Origin of the sequence: Paenibacillus hunanensis (genome assembly GCF_014645615.1) — a bacterium.
Lineage (GTDB): Bacteria > Bacillota > Bacilli > Paenibacillales > Paenibacillaceae > Saccharibacillus > Saccharibacillus hunanensis.
Window position 1 is genome coordinate 1 of sequence record NZ_BMMB01000047.1, and the last position, 1,036, is coordinate 1,036.

A 1,036-nucleotide genomic window follows, 5' to 3' on the forward strand; every position below is an offset into this window, starting at 1 on the left:
GTAACAATTGAAATAAAGAATAACTAAGAGAAATTCCAAGAATAATTGTTAAAGGTATACTATTATTAGTATTACTTTGAAGTTCACTTATTCTAATATTTATCAGCATTAAAATAAATAAAAATAAAATAGATATTGCTCCTATATATACTATTAAATAGGCTAAACCTATAAAACTTAAACCTAATAGAATTAAATAAGAAGAAACACTAGCAAATAACCCTATTAAAAATAATACAGATATTATAGGATTTTTATTTACAATTACAGATATACCACAAAAAATCGCGAGTATAGATATTATATCCAGCACGCTCGATATATAACCATTTGTGAAACTTTCGTTTATCAAGAATAAACTGTTCATAATAAATAAAAAAAAACCTTTATTTTTTGGTCACCCTTACCCCCGCCCCCCGTAGGAGGGGTCAGCATAGTAAGGGTGAAGCCGTAGTCCCCCCTCCTCCTCACCTTTTTTTTTATTCAGGGGCTGACCCCCCCCCTCTTCTCAAGGTCCCCATCACATTTAATTATGCCCCCCCCCTGCAGTACTGCAGGGCGGGGGAAGATGGGGCCGCATTACTAAGGCTGAAGCCCTAGTTCTCTCCCCCCTCCTAATCCCCCGACCGATCCCCCCGTCCCCCCGCCCTGCAGTACTGCAGGGCGGGGGAAAGATGGGGGGTGGGCCGGTTGAAGGTAGGCGATAAAAGTATTCAAGGGGGAGGACTCGATGCAAGAGTACTTAGACTCGAACTAAGAATTTAAAGGTTGAAGCTTTCTGTTTTACCATTAAACTATACTCTTTTAACCGAAGATGAAGATATATATTTATTTAGAGGTAAGCAGGGGGCTGGCTTCCTGCCAACCCTACGGGTGGGAAGAGAAGCCATTATATTTATTTAAACGATAAGGGCCCCCGCCCCGAAGGGGGCGGGGTCCCCCGAAAAATAAATGGAGACAACGGAAAAGAGGTGACTCGAACACCCAGGTGTAAAAACACAATATTTAGCAAATATCTCGCCTTACCTATGGCAAA

1 protein-coding gene is annotated in these 1,036 nt (G+C 40.8%); it reads right to left on the minus strand.

Annotated elements, in window-relative coordinates:
• The coding region (locus IEX62_RS24295; RefSeq protein WP_229686056.1) for an NADH-quinone oxidoreductase subunit J at positions 1-352 on the minus strand (352 nt) is incomplete at its 3' end.
• Positions 353-1,036 lie beyond the last annotated feature (684 nt).